The following is a 16,858-nucleotide window of genomic DNA, read 5'->3' as shown; positions in this document are numbered from 1 at the left end:
CGACGGTTAAGTATTACAGCCCGTCGAGCATCGCTTTGTTACGCACGGCACCCTTGTCGGCGCTGGTCGCCAACAGGGCATAGGCTTTCAGAGCGGTGGTCACTTTACGTGGACGCTTTTCCACCGGCTTCCAGCCTTTCTTGTCCTGTTCGACCCGGCGCGCGGCCAGTTCTTCGTCGCTGACCAACAGGTTGATCGAGCGGTTCGGAATGTCGATCAGGACTTTGTCGCCATCCTGCACCAGACCGATTGCGCCGCCAGCAGCGGCTTCTGGCGAAGCGTGGCCGATGGACAGGCCCGACGTGCCGCCGGAGAAACGGCCGTCGGTCAGCAGGGCGCAGGCTTTACCCAGGCCTTTGGATTTCAGGTACGACGTCGGGTACAGCATTTCCTGCATGCCCGGGCCGCCTTTCGGGCCTTCGTAACGAATGATCACGATGTCGCCGGCCTTCACTTCGTCGGCGAGGATGCCGCGTACGGCGCTGTCCTGGCTTTCAAAGATCTTCGCGTTGCCTTCGAAGACGTGGATCGACTCGTCGACACCGGCGGTTTTCACCACACAGCCGTCCAGCGCGATGTTGCCATACAGAACGGCCAGGCCGCCTTCTTTCGAGTAAGCGTGTTCGACACTGCGGATACAGCCGTTTTCACGGTCGTCGTCGAGGGTTTCCCAACGGGTCGACTGGCTGAACGCGGTTTGTGTCGGGATGCCCGCAGGACCCGCCTTGAAGAAGTGATGCACCGCTTCATCGGTGGTCTGGGTGATGTCCCACTTGGCGATACCTTCGGCCATGGTCTTGCTGTGTACGGTCGGCAGGTCGGTGTGCAACAGGCCGCCACGGGCCAGGGAGCCGAGGATGCTGAAGATCCCGCCGGCGCGGTGCACGTCTTCCATGTGGTACTTCTGGATGTTCGGCGCGACCTTGCACAGTTGCGGTACATGGCGGGAGAGGCGGTCGATGTCGCGCAGGTCGAAATCGATCTCGGCTTCCTGGGCCGCGGCCAGCAAGTGCAGGATGGTGTTGGTGGAACCGCCCATGGCGATGTCCAGGGTCATGGCGTTTTCGAACGCCTTGAAGTTGGCGATGTTGCGCGGCAACACCGACTCGTCGTTCTCGCCGTAGTAACGCTTGCACAGCTCGACGATGGTGCGGCCGGCTTGCAGGAACAGCTGTTCGCGGTCGCTGTGGGTGGCCAGGGTCGAACCGTTGCCCGGCAGCGCGAGACCGAGGGCTTCGGTCAGGCAGTTCATCGAGTTGGCGGTGAACATGCCGGAGCAGGAGCCGCAAGTAGGGCAGGCGCTACGCTCGTACTCGGCGACCTTCTCGTCGGAGGCGCTGGAGTCGGCGGCGATCACCATGGCGTCGACCAGGTCGAGACCGTGGCTGGCCAGTTTGGTCTTGCCGGCTTCCATCGGGCCGCCGGACACGAAGATCACCGGGATGTTCAGGCGCAAGGCGGCCATCAGCATGCCAGGGGTGATCTTGTCGCAGTTGGAAATGCAGACAATGGCGTCGGCGCAGTGGGCGTTGACCATGTATTCGACGGAGTCGGCGATGATCTCGCGGCTCGGCAGCGAATAGAGCATGCCGTCGTGGCCCATGGCGATGCCGTCATCCACGGCGATGGTGTTGAATTCCTTGGCTACGCCGCCGGCCCGTTCGATTTCACGAGCGACCAGCTGACCCAGATCCTTGAGGTGCACATGGCCCGGTACGAACTGGGTAAAGGAGTTGGCAATGGCGATGATCGGCTTCTTGAAGTCGTCATCTTTCATCCCCGTGGCGCGCCACAGTGCGCGAGCACCGGCCATGTTGCGGCCGTGGGTGGATGTTTTCGAGCGGTAATCAGGCATGGAGCACTCCGGGCGGCTAATCAGGTATCAAAAGGGAAGTGAGCTTCTATTGACGTCTGGAACACTCAGAAATGGCCGTGTGTCCGGAAGTTGCCGATAACTTTGCGGGATCGCCGCGCGCTTCAGCTTGAGCTCATAAACCCGCCGGGGGATGACTGGCGATGAATCTCGCGATTCTACACCGCTGGCGTCAGGAGGGAATGCCGGAAAGTGCTGATCCAGTGCTGACGGCGCGCGTGGGATGACGACCGGCAGGATTATTCGACACTTGGGCTGGCTCCCGGGCTTTTGGCTCGGCTATGGATACGACTGTTGAGCGCCAGCGCCATGCTACTCAAAATGATGAAGCTGTATCCAAGGGTGGATTGCAGGTTGGTCGGGCTCAAGCTGATGAGCGCGCTGATCAACCCACCGCAGATGAAAATCACCGTGCTGCCGGCCGACGCCGAGGTTCCCGCATTTTCGGGGAACAGGCTCATGGCTTTGGACGTGGCGGCCGGTCGGGCAATGGTGGTGCCGGCGGTACAGATGAGCATCGGTACCAGGACGGTGATCGGGGACAACGCAAAGTGGCTTGAGAGGTAAAGCATGATCAGGCCGGACAGCAGGATCAGGCTCAGCCCGCTGATGACTTGATGGCCGGGACTGAGACGTTTACCCAGCAGCGTCGCAACCATGCCGCCGATAATGTAGGCGCCGCCGTATGCCAGCAGGACCAGGGAGAAGTCATAGGCCGATAGCTGCAGTCGATCCATGAAAATCAGCGGCGAAATCACGATGAAGGAAAAATGGCAGGCGAAAGCAAAGGCTGAAATCAGCCAGTAGGACAGAAAGTCGACATCGCACAAGATCTGGCGGTAGGGCTGGAAGATATTCAGTCGTGCTCCGGTTGCCGCTGGCCGAGTATTTTCGAGAAAAAACCAGGCCTTGAGCAGCACTATTCCAGCCAGTGCGGTAAACACCCAGAAGCTGCCCCGCCAGCCCAGTGTGGCTTGCAGAAACGTACCGGCCAACGGAGAAACGGAGATGAAAACGCCAGTGGCAGTCACCATCAGGATCCGCAACCGGTCACGCTTCTCACCCTCGAACAGGTCCTGAATCAGCGCTTGAGACAGCACGAAACAGCCACAGCCGAGCGCCTGAATCACACGGAACAGCAGGAAGTGGACATAGTCCGTGGTCAGTGTGCAGCCCACTGCGCCCAGCATCGAAACGGTTATTCCGGCAAGCAACAGCCCTTTGCGCCCGATCGCATCCGACAGCGGCCCTATCAGCAGTTGGGAGACCGCTATGCCGACGGCAAACAGACTGATCGACAGCGCAATGTCGGCGGGCGTGCTGCGAAAGTGTTCGGCGAGCGCAGGGAAGGAGGGCAGCAGGACATCCAGCGGGAACACGCCAAGCAGCACCATTGCCAACAACAGGCTGGCCGCTCCCCGACGTTGTCTGGCGGTTACTGCGGATTGTCCTTCAGCCATCGATAAGCCCTGCCTTCATGAACAGTTGCTGGTTGTCAGGCGAGTCGAAAAAACCAGCCTTTTTCAAAGCCTGAAGCGTCGCCCCAGCCCCGGATCGCGCCCGTAGATCAGTGGCTTGCGGACTGCTCAGGGCGCCGAGAATATCCGTGATGGTGGTCTGGCCAAGACCCGCGCTGTGCAGGCTTTCACGCATCCATCGTTCATCGGCCTCGAAGAATATCCGGATGATGTCGAGCAGCGTTTTGGCGGCAAACGTGCGTTGATGGCTGTTCAGCGTCAGCCACAGGTAATGGAACACTTCAGAGAAATAGCGACTGTGGCGTGCCTCGTCCCCCAGATGATCCCTGAGCATTGCCTGGACGCTGGAAACCAGGTCGTTACGGCAGACATCGAGCAGTTCCTTGGCAATGATCGTCTCCGACACGAACCCGACGAGAAACCAGGCCAGCGCCCTGTGTCTTTCAGGGGCGCGGTCGAGCAGGGTGTTCAATCGCATGATGCGGTGGGGCATGACCGGACGCCGGCTGATTCCGTAGAACAGGGCAACCTGTTCGGCAAGGCTATTGGAGAACAGGGCGTGGTATCCCTCGTCGGTATAAAGCTGAAGCGCGGCGGTCTTCATTCGCGAGGGAATATGGACGTTCAGTTCATCGTGGATGATGGTTTCCACGGAGCGGTTGACGATGCGGTGCTCAAGCAAAGTGGTGTAGTCGAGGAAGTACACCAGATGATTGGCCGACAGCCGATGGATGACGGTTTGACCTGCCGCCTGGATAGCCGGGTGAGACAGGTAAGCCAGAAAGCCTGGAGGAAACCAGTGGCGCGTTTCCAGTTGCTGCTCCAGGTCTGGCGGCAACACATAGTCGTACTCGCTGGTTCGCACTGATGCGCGGGTATTCCAGTCGCCGAGGGTGAAACGAAGCGCCCGGGAAACGGGGTGCTCCAGCGGGGCAATGATGGGAGTGGTCATGGTTGAGGCTCCCGACTGTTCAGAAGATCTTTCAACTCCTTGCACATCACTTGTCCGTCGCTGTAGCCACAGCCGACAAAAAACAACGGTTGTTCTGCGCTGGCCTCGATCCCCAGCAAGACCTCGACCTGATCTTCGGCCAGCGCCCCCGTCAGCCAGGTGTTCAACCCCAGTGCAGTGGCCACCAGTTGGAATGTTTGAGAGATATGCCCCGCTTCCACGAAGGCCATTCGGTAGGCTCGCGAGTGTTCATATTTCCACCACAGCTTGTCGAATCGACTGGTGATGAACAGGCCCACGGGCAGGTTGTTGATGAAGTGCTGCCCGCACAACAACAGCCCCAGTGGTGAGTCAGGTGTCGGGTTGACGAAACTCAGGGCGTGGTCGGCGGGATGGTAGGCGTAGAGCCCGGGCTTCAGGCCGCTGACGTTGTGTACATGTAGAAAGCCTTCGCAGGCATTCAGCCCGCCGCCGGATGGGCTGCTGCGTCGGGCATCGAGACCTTCGACAAGGGTTTCGTCGACATCGTTTTCGCGCTCATGCAAGTAGCCCAGGGACAGGTAAAGCAGCGTGCCGATAGCTTCCAGTGAAACGGCGGCATTGGTGAAGGTACGGCAGGTTTTTCGGCCGATCAGGACGTTGGCAAGAGAGCCTTCCGGCAGGCAGGAAGGTTTCGGCAGGGTAATCAGATCCGGCGCCTGGCGTTCTATGAGCCTGCTGCCCGGCGCGGGTGCGGCCAGCACTTCGGTGCAATGGTCCAGATAGTGTCTCGACCATTCATGAATGTTCTGAGGGATATATTCACATGGAATGTTTTTGGTGCCGATATGGAATATCTTCGATAGTTCATCCCAACCCCATTCAATCGTGTCTTGTATTGATGTTGTCAGTATTCCTGCGTTCAGGAGTTGAGTGTCAACTATATTGCTGTCGTTATACGATTCGGGGTTGTTGATAAGTTGTGCAAGTCTGGTTGAGTATTCAAGGTTGAGTTCAAATTGTTTGTGGTTCTTGTAATCCCAGACTATTTGGCGGGGCGTGCGCGGAAGTATGAATAGATATGGATTTATCTGCATGGTGGGTGGTTCGCTCTGGACGGTGCCATAGAAAACGCTGGGTAGCCGGCACTCCCCAGCGTCTCATTTACTTAGCGGGCTTTTGGTGCGACCAGAAAAGCCAGGTTGGCGATTTTGTTAGCTTCCAGAGTAATTGCTTTCATGTTTATGACTCCTTGTCATTTGATAGTGAGTGTCACTTCGTGGTGACAACTCAATCATAGGCTGTAATGAGCCCTTTTCAAGGAGATATTAAGTAGGAAAATTCCAGTAATTTTGTCGGAGCGATCTTGGGCTTGGAACAGTTTTGTAAGTTATATTCCTTCAAATAAAAGATGCAGGGAAATGTCCTGCAAGCCAGTAGGACCGCAGAGTAAGAAATTGGAGTTGTAGAGTAAATATTGTGGCGTCAAAACGGCTGACGGGAGCCTGTTGGCTCCCCGTCAAACCGGCGTAATCAGCTGTTTGGCAGCAGACGGCAGGTGATGCTCTTGATGTAGCGGGTTTCGGCAATGGCCGGGTGAACCGGGTGATCCGGGCCCTGGCCGCCGCGCTCGAGCATCTGGATGTTGCGGTCCAGGTGGCGGGCGCTGGTCAGCAGGATGTTCTGCAGATCGTCTTCCGGCAGGTGCATCGAGCACGATGCGCTGACCAGAATGCCGTCCTTGGTGAGCAGGCGCATGGCTTGTTCGTTCAGGCGACGGTAGGCGCCTTCGCCGTTTTTCATGTCTTTCTTGCGTTTGATGAAGGCAGGAGGGTCGGCCACGATGACATCGAAACGTTCTTCGCTGGCTTTCAGCTCTTTCAAGGCTTCGAACACGTCACCTTCGATGCAGGTCATTTTCTCGGCGAAACCGTTCAGCGCGGCGTTGCGCTCGACGCCGTCGAGGGCGAAGGCCGAAGCATCGACGCAGAACACTTCACTGGCGCCGAAGGCGGCCGCTTGCACGCCCCAGCCGCCGATGTAGCTGTACAAGTCCAGTACGCGTTTGCCTTTGGCATAAGGTGCCAGACGCGCGCGGTTCATGCGGTGATCGTAGAACCAACCGGTTTTCTGGCCCTGGATGACCGGTGCTTCGAACTTCACGCCGTTCTCTTCCAGAGCTACCCACTCCGGCACCAGGCCGAATACGGTTTCGACGTAACGGTTGAGGCCTTCGGCGTCACGGGCGGCGGAGTCATTCTTGAACAGGATGCCGCTTGGCTTGAGCACTTGGGTCAGGGCCGCGATCACGTCATCTTTGTGAGCTTCCATGGTCGCCGACGCGATTTGCACCACCAGGATGTCGCCGAAACGGTCGACCACCAGGCCTGGCAGCAGGTCGGAGTCGCCGTAGACCAGGCGATAGAACGGCTTGTCGAACAGGCGATCACGCAGGGACAGGGCGACGTTCAGGCGATGCACCAGCAGCGACTTGTCCAGCGGCAGCTTGATATCGCGCGACAGCAGGCGGGCGCAGATCAGGTTGTTCGGGCTCATGGCAACGATGCCCAGCGGCTTGCCGCCGGCGGCTTCGAGGATCGCTTGGTCGCCGGCCTTGAAACCGTGCAATGGGGTGGCGGCTACATCGATTTCGTTGCTGTAGACCCACAGGTGGCCGTTTCGCAGGCGTCGGTCGGCGTTGGCTTTGAGGCGCAGGCTAGGCAGGGACATGACGTCGCTCCGGAAAAAAGAGCGGGAGTATAGCGTGTTGAGGGAGTGGCGGGTTTGGTGGTCGACCTGTGGGAGCAGGCTTGCGCGCGAAGAGGGCGTGTCAGTCGACATTAATGTTGCCTGGCACACCGCCTTCGCGAGCAAGCCCCCTCTCACATGGATTGCTTGACTGGCTGTCGGATCGATCTTTTTAAGGGTTAGAATCCCCGCCTGACCCGGAGTGTGTACTTATGTCCCAAGAGTTGACGGCCGAACAGATTCAACAGTCCCTGCAAGGCATCAGCGTGCCGCCCCAGCCGCAGATCATGGTGGATCTGCAGATGGAGCAATATATGCCCGACCCGGACCTGGAGGTGATCGCCAAGCTGATCTCCCAGGACCCTGGCCTTTCCGGTGCCTTGCTGAAAATCGTCAACTCGCCGTATTACGGCTTGAGCAACAAGATCACCGCGATCCAGCGTGCGGTAAACCTGTTGGGCAGTCGTTCGATCATCAACCTGATCAACGCGCAGTCGATCAAGGGCGAGCTGAATGACGACGCCATCGTCACCCTCAATCGCTTCTGGGACACGGCGCAGGATGTGGCGATGACATGCCTGACCCTGGCCAAGCGCGTCGGTATCCAGGCCGGTGATGAAGCCTATGCGCTGGGCCTGTTCCACGATTGCGGCATTCCGCTGATGCTCAAGAAATTCCCTGATTACATGAAGGTTCTGGAACAGGCCTACGCCAACGCCAGCGCCGAATGCCGCGTGGTGGATACCGAGAACAGGCAGTACAACACCAACCACGCCGTGGTCGGGTATTACACCGCCAAGTCCTGGCGTCTGCCGGAACATGTCACCCAGGCCATTGCCAACCATCACAATGCCCTGGCCATTTTCAGCGATGAGTCGTGCCGCAATACACCGCTGAAAAATCTGCTGGCAATCCTGAAGATGGCCGAGCACATTTGTGCCTCCTATCGGGTGCTGGGCAACCAGTCCGAAGACCACGAATGGAACAATGTCGGGCATCTGGTGCTCGATTACATCGGTCTATCGGAATACGATTTTGAAACCCAGAAACAAGAAATTCGCGACCTCGCCACACGTTGAGTGTCGAACCTCGCCTGATTCGAGAGCCCCATGCCAGAACTGCCGGAAGTCGAAACCACCCGCCGCGGAATTGCACCGCACTTGGAAGGCCAGCGCGTCAGCCGGGTGATCGTGCGTGAGCGCCGCCTGCGCTGGCCGATCCCCGAAGACCTGGATGTGCGGCTGTCCGGCCAGCGCATTGTGCTGGTGGAACGGCGGGCCAAGTATCTGTTGATCAATGCCGAAGTCGGCACGCTGATCAGTCATTTGGGTATGTCGGGGAATCTGCGCCTGGTGGAAGTCGGCATGCCGGCGGCCAAGCATGAGCATGTGGACATCGAGCTGGAATCGGGCCTGGCCCTGCGTTACACCGACCCGCGTCGGTTCGGGGCGATGCTCTGGAGTCTCGACCCGCTGAATCACGAACTGCTGGTTCGCCTGGGGCCGGAGCCGTTGACCGATCTGTTCGATGGCGAGCGTCTGTTCCAGCTGTCCCGCGGGCGATCCATGGCGGTCAAGCCGTTCATCATGGATAACGCGGTGGTGGTTGGCGTCGGCAATATCTACGCGACCGAAGCGCTGTTTGCTGCCGGCATCGACCCGCGCCGCGAGGCCAAGAGCATTTCCCGGGGGCGTTATTTGAAGCTGGCGATCGAGATCAAGCGCATCCTGGCGCTCGCCATCGAACGGGGCGGTACCACGTTGCGGGACTTTATCGGCGGCGACGGCCAGCCGGGGTACTTCCAGCAGGAGCTGTTCGTATACGGCCGTGGTGGTGAACACTGCAAGGTCTGTGGCACGGGGCTGCGGGAAGTCAAACTTGGGCAGCGCGCCAGCGTCTTTTGTCCGCGCTGTCAGAGCTGATATCGGCTACGGTCTATAGTCAGTGTTCTCACTGCCTAGCCGAAGGACCGTGCCATGAATCTGTTTCGAACCCTTGTCGTCACGCTGCTGCTGAGCGTCGGTGCGCCCGCGCTGGCTACTGAGAACGGCAGCGGCGACCCGCGTTACACCATCCAGAACCCGCCGGCCTACGCCATGCTTGGCGATCTACTGATTGCTCGACCATTACTGGTGGTGGCGACGGTGATCGGCGCCGGGGCGTTTGTGGTGTCGCTGCCCTTCACCGCGTTGGGGGGTGGCATTGGCGATGCGGGGCAGGCGTTGGTGGTCGACCCGGCGAAAGCGGCGTTTGTACGGTGCCTGGGGTGTATCGGGGAGGGTTTTGAGCAGCAGGAATGAGGCAGTCAGGTATTCGGTGCTGCTGATGACGTCTTCGCGAGCAAACCCGCTCCCACATTGAATCTGTGTTGTTCACAAACCCCATGTGGGAGCGGGTTTGCTCGCGAAGAGGCCCGGGAAGACAACACAAAACGGTCAGGCTCAAGCCTTGCCGGTAATTTTCCGATATTTCTCCATCAACTGTTCTTCAGTTTCCGGATGGTTCTCGTCCAGCGGGATGCAATCCACCGGGCAGACCTGCTGGCACTGTGGTTCGTCGTAGTGGCCGACACATTGTGTGCACAGGTTCGGGTCGATCACGTAGATCTCTTCGCCCTGGGAAATGGCGGCGTTCGGGCACTCGGGTTCGCAGACGTCGCAGTTGATGCAATCGTCGGTGATGATCAGGGACATGCTAACTCCAGCCGGGGCGGCAGGCCCGGGCGCAATAAACCAATGCGCACAATTGTGCCGCATTGGCGCCCGCAGTGCACGCGGGCGCGATCAAGTGCAGCGGATTGCAGCCTTCGGCAGCTCCTACTTTTTGAAGCGTTCGGTGAGGGCGTCGGCCACCGCCGGGTGGACGAACTTGGTGATATCGCCGCCCAGGGCTGCGATTTCACGGACCAGCGTCGAGGAAATGAACGAATAACGCTCGGACGGGGTAAGAAACAGGCTTTCCACATCCGGCGCCAGTTGGCGGTTCATGTTGGCCAGCTGGAACTCGTATTCAAAGTCCGACACCGCGCGCAAACCACGCAGGAACACATTGGCATTCTGCTCTTTGGCAAAATGCGCAAGCAGCGTCGAGAAGCCGACGACTTCAACGTTCGGCAAATGTTTGGTGACCTCGCGAGCCAGCTCCACACGTTGTTCCAAGGGAAACAGCGGGTTTTTCTTCGGGCTGGCGGCGACGGCGATGATCACATGATCGAACAGGCGCGAGGCGCGTTCGACCAGATCGCCATGGCCCTTGGTAATAGGGTCGAAGGTACCTGGGTACAACACTCGGTTCATCGCGTCGTCCTGGCGGGAGTCCGTTGGGGAGTCGGATGGTATCGCAGCCTTCCCGGTCGGCCAAGTCGCCTGTTGGGTAAGAAAGCACTATAGACGATGGGAATATTCCGCGTTTTCATGGGTTTTTCAAACGATCGGCCAGTGAATTCGCCAGTTGCGCCGTCAGCCCGTAGACCGACAATTGGGGGTTTGCCCCAATGCTGGTGGGGAATAGCGAGCCATCGTGAATCGACAGATTGCGCAGTTGGTGATGTCGACCGAGGCTGTCGGTCACGGCGTTTTTCGAGTCTTCGCCCATGGCACAACCGCCCATCACATGAGCACTGCCCAGGCGCGTGCGATACAGCTCAAGGCTCAATCCGTCGATCAATGCACGCGCTTGGGCGAGGGTTTTCACGTAATGGGCGTCGGCATGCATCGGCATCACAGCGTTGGCGCCACCGGCAAACTGGATTTCGGCCATGCTATGGAATGCCCGGCGCAACCCGTCCCAGGCATACGGTGACACCTGATAGTCGAGCACCGGCGTGCCGTCACCGCGCAATTCGACACTGCCGCCGGGGCTGTCCGGGTGAAAACCATCGCGCAGCAACGCCAGCATGGCGTGGGTATGTGGCAGGTTTTCCATGTGCCGGGCGTTTTCCGTGCCGAAACCGCCGAGCAGGGTAGTGGCCAGCGCCGGGTGCAGCGGTGGGACTTCCAATTTGTAGGACATCTTGCCGGTGGTGCCGTCCTGCCACTGGAAATGGTCGGAATAAATCGACTGCGGCGCACCGTAAAACGGGTTGATCACCTCGTCGAACAGCCCGGCGGACATGTTGACCAAATGCAGAAAGGTCCGTTTACCCAGGCGCTCATGCGGATCCGGTGCCTCTGAGCGCAACAGCAGCGCCGGGCTGTTGATCCCGCCACCGGCCAGCACGTAATGCCGTGCCTTGACCATGATCGTGCGTCCGGTGGGCGCAACGCAGCGTTCATCCATCGCCACGCAGTGCAGGCCCGTGACGTTGTCGTCCTTGATCGACAGCCGTTCGGCGCGGGCCAGATAGAGCAACTCGCCGCCTTTTTCCAGGGTCGCCGGGATGGTCGTGACCAGCATCGATTGCTTGGCGTTGGTCGGGCAACCCATGCCGCAGTAGCCGATGTTCCAGCAGCCGCGCACGTTGCGCGGGATCACATGCCAGGCGTAGCCGAGTTTTTCGCAGCCCTTGCGGATGACGTCGTTGTTGGCGTTGGGCGGCACCAGCCACGGGGCGACACCCAGGCGTTGTTCCATTTGCTCGAACCAGGGCGCCATCTCGGCCGGCGTATGGCCTTTGACATCGTGTTCCTTGGCCCAGTGTTCCAGCGTCGGGTCCGGGGTGCGAAAGCTCGAGGTCCAGTTGATCAACGTTGTGCCGCCTACTGCCCGGCCCTGAAGGATGGTGATTGCGCCGTCCTTGCTCATGCGTCCGATGCCTTCCTGGTAGAGGCTGGTGTAGGCCTGGTCTTCGAGCATCTTGAAGTCGCTGCTGGTCTTGAGGGGGCCTTCTTCAATCAACAGCACCTTGTAGCCGGCGGCGCTGAGGATTTCGGCGGTGGTTCCGCCGCCGGCACCGCTGCCGATGATCGCCACATCCGCTTCGAGGGTCAGGTCCTGGTTCAATCGGGCGCCGTTGTAGGTTTTCCAGCCACGGGCCAGGCCTTCGCGGAACGGATCGGGTACGGGCATGTTCGGGTTCTCTTATTATTTTGGATTTGGTGGTGATGTGGCTGACGCCATCGCGGGCAGCCACGCTCCCACAGGGTTTGAGTCGTTCACAAAAGGGTGGCCCATCTCAAAACCTGCGGGAGCGTGGCTTGCCCGCGATAGCGGCGACCCGGTTTCAGACCGTAGGCGGCCCCGGATACCCGCAATGCACCCACGATTCCGCGCGGCTGTACCACGCCATCATCACCAGTTGCAGCAACGAGCTATGGCCCATGCGCAGCAGGCTCAACGAGCTGTTTTCCCAGCGCTCGAGAAAGTGTCGGATCTGTTCGCCGCCGGCGTTTTCCCAACTGCCCCAGATCCCGGTCAGTGGGCCGCGGGTGATGCTCATCCCTAGCACATCGAACAATTGCCGGGTCAGCTTGAGCATCTCCGGCGACAGGTGATCGAGGCTGTCATCCAGGCTTTTGAGGGTGCCTTCGATGGCGGCCGGCATTTTTTCTCCGGCCACGGCGCCATCGAGCATCACCGGAATCAGTGCCCGCAGAAACAGCAGGTCACCACTGCGCAGCATCGCGAAGCCGTTGGCCGGGGTGCTCGACGAGCAACCGCTGAGGCTCGCGCCTAATCCGGCCGTGGCCAGAAAGGCGCTGGCGCCCAGGCTGAATTTAAGCAGGCCACGCCGTGACAGCGTGGTGGTATCGGACAGGCTTGGGCTCATTATTGTTATTACCCGGCGGTGTTGATCGTTAGCGGATGAACAGCTTCTGGATCAGTTTCTGAATGGCTTTGCCATAGGGCGGGTAGATCAGCTTCGCCGCGTTGAAACGCTGTTTGATCAGCACACCCTTGGCCTTGCTGAAGGTCAGAAAACCTTCGTGACCGTGGTAGTGGCCCATGCCCGAGGCGCCGATGCCGCCGAACGGCATGTCGTCCTGGGCAACGTGCAGCAAGGTGTCATTGAGGCAGACGCCGCCGGAATGGGTTTCGTGGAGAACGCGGTTTTGCTCGCGCTTGTCGTAGCCGAAGTAATACAGCGCCAGCGGACGAGGCCGTTGGTTGATGTAGGCAAACGCTTCGTCGAGATCCTTGTAGGGGACGATTGGCAGCAACGGGCCGAAAATTTCGTCCTGCATCACCGTCATGTCGTCGTTGACGTTGAGCAGCAGGCTATGACCCATGCGTCGGCCCTGGCCCTGCTCGAACAGTGGAACCAACAGCGCGCCTTTGCTGGTGGCGTCGCTGAGGTAGCCGTTAAGCCGCGCCAATTGCCGGTCATTGATGATGGCGGTGTAGTCCGGATTGTCGGCCAGGGTCGGATAAAAACCGCGAACGGCCTGGCGATAGGCTTCGACGAAAGAACCGACACGGTCTTCCGGCACCAGCACGTAGTCCGGGGCGACACAGGTTTGCCCGGCGTTGAGGGTCTTGCCGAAAGCGATGCGTTCGGCGGCGTCCTTGAGTGGCACATCGCGGGCAACGATGGCCGGGGACTTGCCGCCCAGTTCGAGGGTCACCGGGGTCAGGTTCTCGGCGGCGGCGCGCATCACGTGTTTGCCGATGCTGGTGGCGCCGGTGAACAGCAGGTGATCGAAACGCAGCCGGGAGAATGCCACGCCGATATCGGCTTCGCCGAGTACCACGCAGACCAGGTCTTGGGGGAAGATGCGGCCCAGCAACTCCTTGAGCAGCAAACCGGTGGCAGGTGTGGATTCGCTGAGTTTGAGCATCACCCGGTTGCCCGCCGACAACGCTCCCACCAGTGGGCCGATGGCCAGATAAAGCGGGTAGTTCCACGGCACGATCACCCCGACCACGCCCAGCGGTTGGTAGACGACTTTGGCCGACGCCGGCTGAAAGGCGAGGCCGACTTTGCGCCGTGAGGCTTTCATCCAGCCGTTGAGGTGCTGGCTGGCGTAATGAATACCGTGCAGGCTGGGCATCAATTCGGCGAGCAGGGTTTCATCGGCACTGCGGTGGCTGAAATCCTGGCCGATGGCGTCGATCAAGGCCTGGCGCTCATTGCTCAACACATCCCGCAACGCCTTCAGCCATTGTTGGCGCTGGGCCGCAGGTGGCATCGGGTTGCCTGCATAGGCCGCGCGTTGAGCGTCGAACAGGGTTTGGAGTTCGTCCAGGGGCTGCTGCAGGGTCTTCAGGTAGGCGATGTCTGCAGGCATGATCGGCTCCGGAATTATTCGAATGAGGGTTTTTAGAGTCTATGCTCTAGGAAGTCAAATGACATCCTGACGCAGCTTTGTTTTCTCCACTCGCGGATAGGTCGTAAGATGCCCGTCACCGCACTCTGAATTAAAGCTCAAGCCATGGCCCCTCGGATCAAAACCAGCGAGCGCATCGTGCAGAACAGCCTGGAGCTGTTCAATCAGCAGGGCGAGCGCAGCATCAGCACCAACCACATTGCTGCCCACATGGAGATTTCTCCGGGCAACCTGTACTACCACTTCCCTAACAAGCAGGCGATCATCGCTGTGTTGTTCAGTGAGTACGAAAGCCTGGTGGACAGCTTTTTGCGCCCGCCTCAGGGCCGCGCCGCGACGGTCGAAGACAAGCGCTTCTACCTCAAGGAGTTACTCGCCGCCATGTGGCGCTACCGGTTTTTGCATCGTGACCTCGAGCACTTGCTCGACAGCGATCCCGAGCTCGCGGGGCGTTACCGGCGCTTTTCCCAGCGCTGCCTGATCCAGGGCACCGCCATTTACGAAGGGTTCGTCGCGGCCGGCATCCTGAAAATGGATAAGGTGCAGATCGAATCCCTGACGCTGAATGCCTGGATCATCCTCACGTCCTGGGTGCGCTTTCTGTGCACCACGCGGGAAAACTCCAACCATCTGAGCGAACAGGCCATTAAACGAGGCGTATATCAGGTGTTGGTGCTGGAGGCCGGATTCGTCACCGATCAATCCCGCGATGCGGTGAATGCGCTGTTCGACGAATTTTACGTGCCGCTGGCCCAGGCTCTGGAAGAAGTGCATTAGGATTTAAGACCGACATCATCACAGGAGCCCGTCATGCCCATTGCGCAACTGATCAGCCCGCAAGCGTTGGACCTGAAAAAGGAAACGCCGGGGCTGGTGATTCTGGATTGTCGTTTTGCCCTCGAAGACCCGGACTATGGTCAGCGCAGCTATGCCGAAGGGCATATTGCCGGGTCGAGTTTTGCCGATCTCGAGCGTGATTTGAGCGGGACCGTGGTCAAGGGCGTTACCGGGCGTCATCCGTTACCGGAGCCCGAAAAGCTGATCGAGCGCCTGCAAGCCTGGGGCATCAATGCCGACAGCGAAGTGGTTTTGTACGATGACGGTCCCGGCGCCTATGCGGCGCGGGCCTGGTGGTTGCTGGCCTGGCTGGGCAAGCGCGACGGTGTATTCATTCTCGATGGCGGGCTGAAGGCCTGGCACGCCGCCGGATTACCCTTGAGTCTTGATCCGCCTTCGGCCACCCATGGCACTTTCACCGGGACGCCGGATGCTTCGCTGGTGCTCAGCGCCGAGCAGCTCCAGCAGCGTCTCGGCCAGCCAGCGTTGACCTTGCTCGACGCTCGCGCCTTGCCGCGCTTCAAGGGTGAAGTGGAGCCGATCGATCCGGTTGCCGGGCACATTCCCGGCGCACAATGCACCGCGTTCACTGACAACCTGGGCAGTGACGGGCGGTTTCTGCCGGCCGATCAGCTCAAGCAGCGGTTTGCCGCGAAGCTCGGTGATCGTTCGCCGACGGAGCTGGTCGCGTATTGCGGTTCCGGCGTGACGGCCTGCCACAACCTGTTCGCCCTGTGCCTGGCGGGTTATCCGTTGGGGGCGTTGTATGCCGGTTCGTGGAGCGAGTGGATCAACGACCCCGCGCGAGGTGTCGCCACCGGCGAGTAAGCGCAAACCAATGTGGAAGCGGGCTTGCTCGCGAAGGCGGTGTAACAGGCGACATTCATATCGACTGACCTACCGCTTTCGCGAGCAAGCCCGCTCCCACATTTTGGATTTTCGTCATCCGTAACCGGGCAACCGTCGCGCGCTGCGATACGCCCCCGGCCCAACGCCGTAAACCTGCTTGAATTGCCGGCTCAGATGGCTCTGGTCGGCAAATCCCAATTGCGTCGCGACTTCCAGCGGCAGGCACCCGCCCTGTAACAACGCCCGTGCCCGAGCGATGCGCTGCTGCATCAACCAGGCGTGCGGCGGCATGCCGGTGGCGCGGCGGAATACCCGGGCGAAGTGGAAGGGGGACAGGTTCACTGTCGCCGCCAGTTCTTCCAGTGAGGGCGGCGCCGCCAATTGCGATAGCAGCCGCTCCTTGGCCAGCGTCACTGCCCGGTGTTCCTTGCCGGGTTTGCCGGCGATCGGGACGGCGGCGTGGCGTTGCAACAACGACAGCATCATTTCCCGCCAGACCGTTTGCTGCTGCAGGGCCGTGGACGGGCTTTCCAACAGCTGATGCAGTTGGCAGAACCCCCTCACCAGGTCCGGGTCGCGATACAACGTGGCGCCAAACGTGGGCAGGGTGGTGGTCGGCAATTCGAGCTCATCCAGCAGCGAAAGAATCTGCCCGCTGTCGGGATAAAACGCCCGGTACAACCAACCGTCCTCCGTGCCTTTGTGGCCGGTGTGCAGTTCATCCGGGTTGATCAGCACCAGTGTGCCGCTGCCCGCCAGATGCTCGGCGCCGCGATAGCGATAACGCTGGGCGCCGGCCATGATCATGCCGATCACATAGCCGTCATGCACGTGAGGGGCGAAACGCTGTTCGATGTAGCGCGCGGACAACAACTCGACCCCGGCCAGCGGGGCCGTTTGCCAGAAGCGGATCGACTCGCCCTGATCGAAGTCCACG

General features: G+C 59.9%; 16 protein-coding genes. 5 read left to right on the top strand and 11 right to left on the bottom strand.

The genetic code is table 11. The features are described from left to right. Positions 1-13: 13 nt before the first annotated feature. The 5 genes from ilvD to PSH64_RS28470 all read right to left on the bottom strand — a co-directional run bounded on the left by ilvD (position 14) and on the right by PSH64_RS28470 (position 7,012). Complete coding sequence (gene ilvD, locus PSH64_RS28490; RefSeq protein ID WP_105340779.1) at positions 14-1,855, bottom strand: dihydroxy-acid dehydratase; 1,842 nt, start codon at positions 1,853-1,855, stop codon at positions 14-16. Between the two features lie 257 nt (positions 1,856-2,112). Further along, positions 2,113-3,333 (bottom strand): MFS transporter, encoded by a 1,221-nt coding sequence (locus PSH64_RS28485; RefSeq protein ID WP_105340780.1) that lies wholly within the window; start codon positions 3,331-3,333, stop codon positions 2,113-2,115. Continuing rightward, complete coding sequence (locus PSH64_RS28480) at positions 3,326-4,303, bottom strand: diiron oxygenase (RefSeq protein ID WP_105340781.1); 978 nt, start codon at positions 4,301-4,303, stop codon at positions 3,326-3,328. The genes PSH64_RS28485 and PSH64_RS28480 overlap by 8 nt, the downstream gene beginning before the upstream one ends. Continuing rightward, complete coding sequence (locus PSH64_RS28475) at positions 4,300-5,379, bottom strand: SagB family peptide dehydrogenase (protein WP_305479315.1); 1,080 nt, start codon at positions 5,377-5,379, stop codon at positions 4,300-4,302. Before PSH64_RS28475 ends, PSH64_RS28480 begins: the two co-directional genes overlap by 4 nt. A 436-nt stretch (positions 5,380-5,815) precedes the next feature. Further along, complete coding sequence (locus PSH64_RS28470; RefSeq protein WP_090326160.1) at positions 5,816-7,012, bottom strand: class I SAM-dependent rRNA methyltransferase; 1,197 nt, start codon at positions 7,010-7,012, stop codon at positions 5,816-5,818. 284 nt (positions 7,013-7,296) lie between these two features. Between PSH64_RS28470 and PSH64_RS28465 the strand changes: the two genes are divergently transcribed. Genes PSH64_RS28465 through PSH64_RS28455 form a run of 3 tightly spaced genes read left to right on the top strand, consistent with a single transcriptional unit; the run spans position 7,297 to position 9,330 of the window. Further along, positions 7,297-8,109, top strand: a complete 813-nt coding sequence (locus PSH64_RS28465) for an HDOD domain-containing protein (RefSeq protein ID WP_305481217.1) — start codon at positions 7,297-7,299, stop codon at positions 8,107-8,109. Positions 8,110-8,139: 30 nt separating this feature from the next. Then, a complete protein-coding gene (gene mutM / locus PSH64_RS28460; RefSeq protein ID WP_305479314.1) occupies positions 8,140-8,952 on the top strand; it encodes a bifunctional DNA-formamidopyrimidine glycosylase/DNA-(apurinic or apyrimidinic site) lyase in 813 nt (270 codons plus the stop codon). Positions 8,953-9,006: 54 nt separating this feature from the next. Then, on the top strand, positions 9,007-9,330 hold the full coding sequence (locus tag PSH64_RS28455) for a multidrug transporter (RefSeq protein WP_305479313.1): 324 nt from the start codon (positions 9,007-9,009) through the stop codon (positions 9,328-9,330). A gap of 141 nt (positions 9,331-9,471) precedes the next feature. Here PSH64_RS28455 and PSH64_RS28450 read toward each other — a convergent pair whose 3' ends face one another. The 5 genes from PSH64_RS28450 to PSH64_RS28430 form a co-directional block, all read right to left on the bottom strand. Further along, on the bottom strand, positions 9,472-9,723 hold the full coding sequence (locus PSH64_RS28450; RefSeq protein ID WP_105340786.1) for a YfhL family 4Fe-4S dicluster ferredoxin: 252 nt from the start codon (positions 9,721-9,723) through the stop codon (positions 9,472-9,474). A gap of 123 nt (positions 9,724-9,846) precedes the next feature. After that, positions 9,847-10,326 carry a pantetheine-phosphate adenylyltransferase gene (gene coaD / locus PSH64_RS28445; RefSeq protein ID WP_007975368.1) on the bottom strand — a complete coding sequence of 160 codons (480 nt, stop codon included), beginning with the start codon at positions 10,324-10,326 and terminating at the stop codon, positions 9,847-9,849. Positions 10,327-10,441: 115 nt separating this feature from the next. Further along, entirely contained in the window at positions 10,442-12,037 is a 1,596-nt protein-coding gene (locus PSH64_RS28440; protein WP_105340788.1) for a GMC family oxidoreductase, read from the bottom strand. A gap of 154 nt (positions 12,038-12,191) precedes the next feature. Next, on the bottom strand, positions 12,192-12,737 hold the full coding sequence (locus PSH64_RS28435) for a twin-arginine translocation pathway signal protein (RefSeq protein ID WP_305479312.1): 546 nt from the start codon (positions 12,735-12,737) through the stop codon (positions 12,192-12,194). 28 nt (positions 12,738-12,765) lie between these two features. After that, the gene (locus PSH64_RS28430) at positions 12,766-14,196 is read right to left on the bottom strand and encodes a coniferyl aldehyde dehydrogenase (RefSeq protein ID WP_105340790.1); all 1,431 of its coding nucleotides are present in this window, start codon (positions 14,194-14,196) and stop codon (positions 12,766-12,768) included. Between the two features lie 144 nt (positions 14,197-14,340). Here PSH64_RS28430 and PSH64_RS28425 point away from each other — a divergent pair, with 144 nt between their 5' ends. Together PSH64_RS28425 and PSH64_RS28420 are read left to right on the top strand one after the other, a co-directional pair. Continuing rightward, positions 14,341-15,012, top strand: coding sequence for a TetR/AcrR family transcriptional regulator (locus PSH64_RS28425; RefSeq protein ID WP_105340791.1), 672 nt, complete (start codon positions 14,341-14,343; stop codon positions 15,010-15,012). 33 nt (positions 15,013-15,045) lie between these two features. Beyond that, positions 15,046-15,900 carry a sulfurtransferase gene (locus tag PSH64_RS28420; protein ID WP_305479311.1) on the top strand — a complete coding sequence of 285 codons (855 nt, stop codon included), beginning with the start codon at positions 15,046-15,048 and terminating at the stop codon, positions 15,898-15,900. A 114-nt stretch (positions 15,901-16,014) separates the two neighbouring features. Here PSH64_RS28420 and PSH64_RS28415 read toward each other — a convergent pair whose 3' ends face one another. After that, the gene (locus PSH64_RS28415) at positions 16,015-16,857 is read right to left on the bottom strand and encodes an AraC family transcriptional regulator (RefSeq protein ID WP_305479310.1); all 843 of its coding nucleotides are present in this window, start codon (positions 16,855-16,857) and stop codon (positions 16,015-16,017) included. Position 16,858: the final 1 nt, after the last annotated feature.

Source organism: Pseudomonas sp. FP1742 (assembly GCF_030687145.1).
GTDB lineage: Bacteria > Pseudomonadota > Gammaproteobacteria > Pseudomonadales > Pseudomonadaceae > Aquipseudomonas > Aquipseudomonas frederiksbergensis_D.
This window is presented reverse-complemented; position numbering and strand designations above follow the sequence as displayed.